The organism is Zongyangia sp., assembly GCF_965361945.1.
Genome location: NZ_CBDTOK010000075.1, coordinates 1 through 4,678, shown reverse-complemented (window position 1 = coordinate 4,678; position 4,678 = coordinate 1). Strand labels below are relative to the sequence as shown.

Here is a 4,678-nt window from a genome sequence, read left to right as displayed (position 1 = left end):
GATCAAAAGAAGCCCCCTCTCCACCATATTTTGCAGCAGGATCTGGGCAAAGGTTCCGGCATCCTGCACCGAAAGCCGGTTTTTGCTGTAAAACAAGGAGACAGAAAGCCCCTGCAGCCGCCTTTCCAACTGGAAACGGGTTTGTTTTCCCCCGCGGGCGATGGCCTTCATGGCAACCCGCTGCCCCTTGTGCCAGAGGCTATTGATGAGCTCTCCTTCCTGTCGCTGGCTTTTTATGAGTCCCCAGGTATAAAGGACAGCGGTGACACCGGCAAAGAGAAGGATATAAAAGGAAATCCGCCCGATTTCCATTACCTACGCCTCCTTCAGCGAAACAAAGAGGTTTTCTTTTAATATTTGAAAGTACCTGGCCACACGGCTTAAGGCCGGCTGGACCTGGTCGCCAAACTCATCCTCCAAAAGCTGTGTGATTTCGGCGATGGTCCTGTGCCCGTCGATACAATTCCAGATAAAGCTGCCGTATTGATCCAGGGAGATTTTGCTGATGCGGGGTGTTTTGGCGAGTTTCTGGGCCAGCATGGCGTAAAAGCCCCGATGCTCCACCATGACAGTCACCGTTTTGTCCTCCTCATCAAGATAACTGGGAAAATCGGGGTTTTTCTCCGGGATGAAATCTAGGAAATTTTTCTTTGCTTTCTTCAAAGCCATATCTGTCACATCCTTTTTCCAAATGAAAGTTCACCGCTGTAAAACAGCGTTACAAATGGCGGCCGGCTGTTTTTTTAGGACGATGCCATAGGGTGAATTTAAGCATCATCAGGATCAGCAGGGCAAAGAAGAGAAGCCCGCCGATGTTGCCCAGGGTAAAGCCGGGGAAAACTCTATCCAGCTTGATGAAGTCGCCGAGGGAACCCACAGCCTCCCCCATGGGGATGATAGCGAACACAGCCAGAAGGATACCGATGATTCCCTCCCCTGCAATCATACCGGAGGTAAAGAGGATGCCGCGGCTTATGGTGTCCTTTTTTGCCTGTTCCTCCGCCTCGGTGCGGGCCTTTTTCCGTTCAAAGAACCATCGAACTACCCCTCCGGCCATGATGCCGGCATTGAGATGGATGGGCAGATAAAGGCCTACAGCAAAGGGCAGCACCGGGATACCGAGAATCTGTGCGACAAGGGCGATGCCGGCCCCTGCGATGACCAGTACCCAGGGAAGGTTGGCATTCATGACCCCCTCCACCACCATCTTGGCCAGCATGGCCTGCGGGGCGGGCAATTCGGCGGAGCCGTATCCCCAAGCCATGTGGAGCAGGGAGAGGACACCGCCGATGGCAACGGCAGAGGCGAGAACACCGATAAACTCCGCGTACTGTTGTTTCCGGGGCGTAGCGCCGAGAATATAACCGGTTTTCAGATCCTGGGAGGCGTCACCGGCGATGGCGGCCACAATACAGATAACGGCGCCAATGGTAATAGCGCCGGTCATGCCTTCCCGCCCTGCCATGCCGGTAGATTTGAGAATTAAGGTGGCGATAAGCAGGGTAGCGATGGTCATACCGGATACAGGGTTATTGCTGCTGCCTACTAACCCCACCAGCCGGGATGATACGGTAGCAAAGAAAAAACCGAAAATGACCACGATCAATGCGCCAACAATATTGACGGGGATGGCGGGCAGCAGCCAGATGATAAGCGCCACAGCGATGATGGCGAATATAATGACCTGCATAGGAAGATCCTGGTCGGTTCGTAAGCTGCTTTTGGCCCCTGCCCGGCTCCCCTTCAGGCCCTGGATGGCATGGCGAAAGGTATCCACGATGGTGGGCAGGGATTTGATCAGGCTGATGATGCCGCCCATGGCTACAGCGCCCGCACCGATATAGCGGACATAATTTGCCCACAGCTGGTTGGAGGACATTGCACTGATGGGGATGGTGGAAGGAAACATGGTCATATCCCCGCCAAAAAGGCTGATGAGGGGCATGAGAACCAACCAGGAAATGACGCCGCCGGCAAACATGTAGGAAGAAATCTTCGGACCGCAGATGTAGCCGACCCCCAGCAGGGCGGGCAGGGCGTCGATACCGACGCCGGCGCCGCGGTAGGCGGGGATTTCATAGTGAACCTGGCTGGGAAAGAGTCCCAGGCCCTCTGACAGAAATTTATATCCTGCGGCAACACCTAGCCCAGCAAAGACGGTGGAGGCTTTGCTCCCTCCTTCTTCTCCGGCCAGCAGTACCTCCGCGCAGGCCTGTCCCTCGGGGAAGGGAAGAACGCCGTGTTCTTTGACGATGATAGCTTTCCTGAGGGGGATCATAAATACAACGCCCAGAACACCGCCACACAGGGCGATGACGGTAATGGTAAGCAGGGAGGGAGAGCCCTCTCCCCACTCCTGCATCCACATAAATAGAGCGGGCAGGGTGAAGATGGCACCGGCAGCCAGAGATTCACCGGAGGATCCGATGGTCTGAACAATGTTATTTTCCAGGACCGAGTCCTTGCGCAAAATGACCCGGATGACACCCATCGAGATCACCGCCGCCGGAACAGAGGCGGAAACGGTCAACCCTACCCGCAGTCCCAGATAGGCATTGGCAGCCCCAAACACGACAGCCAGAAGAATCCCCAGAATCACAGAGGTCGCGGTGAACTCCGGCACAATTTTGTCCGCGGGGATGAAGGGTTTGAAATGGTTGGAGGATTGATCCATAAATATGGCTCCTTTATGTGGAAATTACTTCCTTATCATTTTGACCGCGGCACGGGGAAATATACCATTTTCACCGGAAAAAACCATGAGAAAAGCCCCTGGGCAGATGCCCAGGGGCTTTGGTTTAGATATTTATTCCACGGTAACGGATTTGGCAAGATTTCTCGGTTTATCCACATCGCATCCCCGGAGGATGGAGGTGTAATAGGCCAAAAGCTGCAGGGGAGCAACCGCCAAAAGGGGCATAAAGATTTCCTCCACCGTGGGCAGCTTGATTACGTAATCGGCAATTTGTGAGGTGTTCTCGCAGCTGTCGCCGCAGATGAGAATCACGCATCCGCCTCTGGATTTCACCTCTTTGATATTGCTGGCCATCTTGTCAAACAGGCTTTTCTGGGTAGCCAAGGCGATGACGGGGGTGCCCTCCACAATCAGGGAGATGGGGCCATGTTTGAGTTCACCGGCCGCGTAAGCCTCACTGTGGATATAGGTGATTTCCTTGAGCTTGAGGGAGCCCTCCATGGAAAGAGCGTAGTCCAGTCCCCGGCCCAGGTAGAAAAGATCATGGGCATTCTGGAACTTAGACGCAAAGTATTGGAAGCGCTGCCCGTCTTTCAGGATATCGGCCATATGGCTTTCTACTGACAATAGATTTTTGGTGTACTCTCTGGCAAAGGCCTCGTCGGCATGGCCCCGGAGCATAGCAAACTTGATAGCCAACAGGTACATGACGGAAATCTGCACCGTATAGGCCTTGGTGCTGGCCACCGCGATTTCGGGCCCAGCCCAGGTATAGATGACGGCGTCCGCCTCCCGGGCGATAGAGGAGCCGACCACATTGACAATGCCAAGGACAAAGACGCCTTGTTTCTTTGCAAGACGGAGGGCAGCCAGGGTGTCGGCGGTTTCTCCGGATTGGGAGACAATGACCATCAGATCGGTATCTTTGTTGAGAATGGGATTTTTATACCGGAATTCCGAAGCGATTTCTACAGTGACTGGGAGCCTTGCCAGACGTTCGATGAGATATTGTCCCACATAGCCGGAATACATGGCAGTGCCACAGGCTACCACCACAATCCGCTCAAAACGCTTAAGATCCTCGTCACTGATGTTGTCGCAATCGAAATTAGGGAGCCCATCTACAATACGAGGGGAAACTGTGTTGTGAAAAGCGGTGGGTTGCTCATGGATTTCCTTGAGCATAAAGTGGGGATAGCCGCCTTTCTGCGCGGCCTCCAGATCCCAGGTGGCGGTCTGTACCTGTTTTTCCACCTTGTTGCCGTAAATATCGGTAATCTCCACCTGATCCCTGGTCAGGACGGCGATTTCCCCTTCCTCCAACAGGTAGTAATCCCGGGTATGACCCAGGATGGCGGGGATATCTGACGCGATAAAGTTTTCCTCCCGGCCCAGGCCGATGATGAGGGGACTGTCCTTGCGTACGGCATAGATCCGGTCGCTGAAGTCCTTGAAAATGATGCCCAGAGCATAGGAACCCTCCAGCCGCAGCACTGCTTCCCGAATGGCCTCCAGGGGATCACCATGATAGAAGGAGTCAATCAGATTGACGACCACCTCTGTATCGGTCTCAGACTGGAAGGAATAGCCTTCGGATATCAGCATCTGGCGCAGGGGAAGGTAGTTTTCGATGATGCCGTTATGGACCAAGGATACATTTTTGCTGGAATGGGGATGGGAGTTGACATCAGAAGGCTCCCCATGGGTCGCCCAGCGGGTATGGCCGATGCCGCAGATGCCTTCTGGCTTTCCTACAGAAGCCATCTTCTGTTCCAGATCGGCCAGACGGCCCTTGGATTTTACAACTTCGATCCCATCCTGGGTAAAGACGGCCACACCGGCTGAGTCATATCCCCGGTATTCCAATTTTTTCAGTCCGTCAACTAAAATATCTGATGCGTTTTGATCGCCAATATAACCAACGATTCCGCACATAAAAACCTCCATCGCCGCGGCGTTAAGGCATATCAAATGGACAGACTA

At 53.8% G+C, this 4,678-nt stretch carries 4 protein-coding genes; all 4 read right to left on the bottom strand.

Annotated elements, in window-relative coordinates; genetic code table 11:
• The coding region (locus ACZ25G_RS04975) for a hypothetical protein (protein WP_463681740.1) at window positions 1-312 on the bottom strand (312 nt) is incomplete at its 3' end.
• A gap of 3 nt (window positions 313-315) precedes the next feature.
• Window positions 316-669 carry a PqqD family protein gene (locus ACZ25G_RS04970; protein ID WP_463681739.1) on the bottom strand — a complete coding sequence of 118 codons (354 nt, stop codon included), beginning with the start codon at window positions 667-669 and terminating at the stop codon, window positions 316-318.
• A gap of 49 nt (window positions 670-718) precedes the next feature.
• Window positions 719-2,674, bottom strand: a complete 1,956-nt coding sequence (locus ACZ25G_RS04965) for an OPT family oligopeptide transporter (protein WP_463681738.1) — start codon at window positions 2,672-2,674, stop codon at window positions 719-721.
• A 132-nt stretch (window positions 2,675-2,806) separates the two neighbouring features.
• Window positions 2,807-4,630 (bottom strand): glutamine--fructose-6-phosphate transaminase (isomerizing), encoded by a 1,824-nt coding sequence (gene glmS, locus ACZ25G_RS04960; RefSeq protein ID WP_191482185.1) that lies wholly within the window; start codon window positions 4,628-4,630, stop codon window positions 2,807-2,809.
• Window positions 4,631-4,678 lie beyond the last annotated feature (48 nt).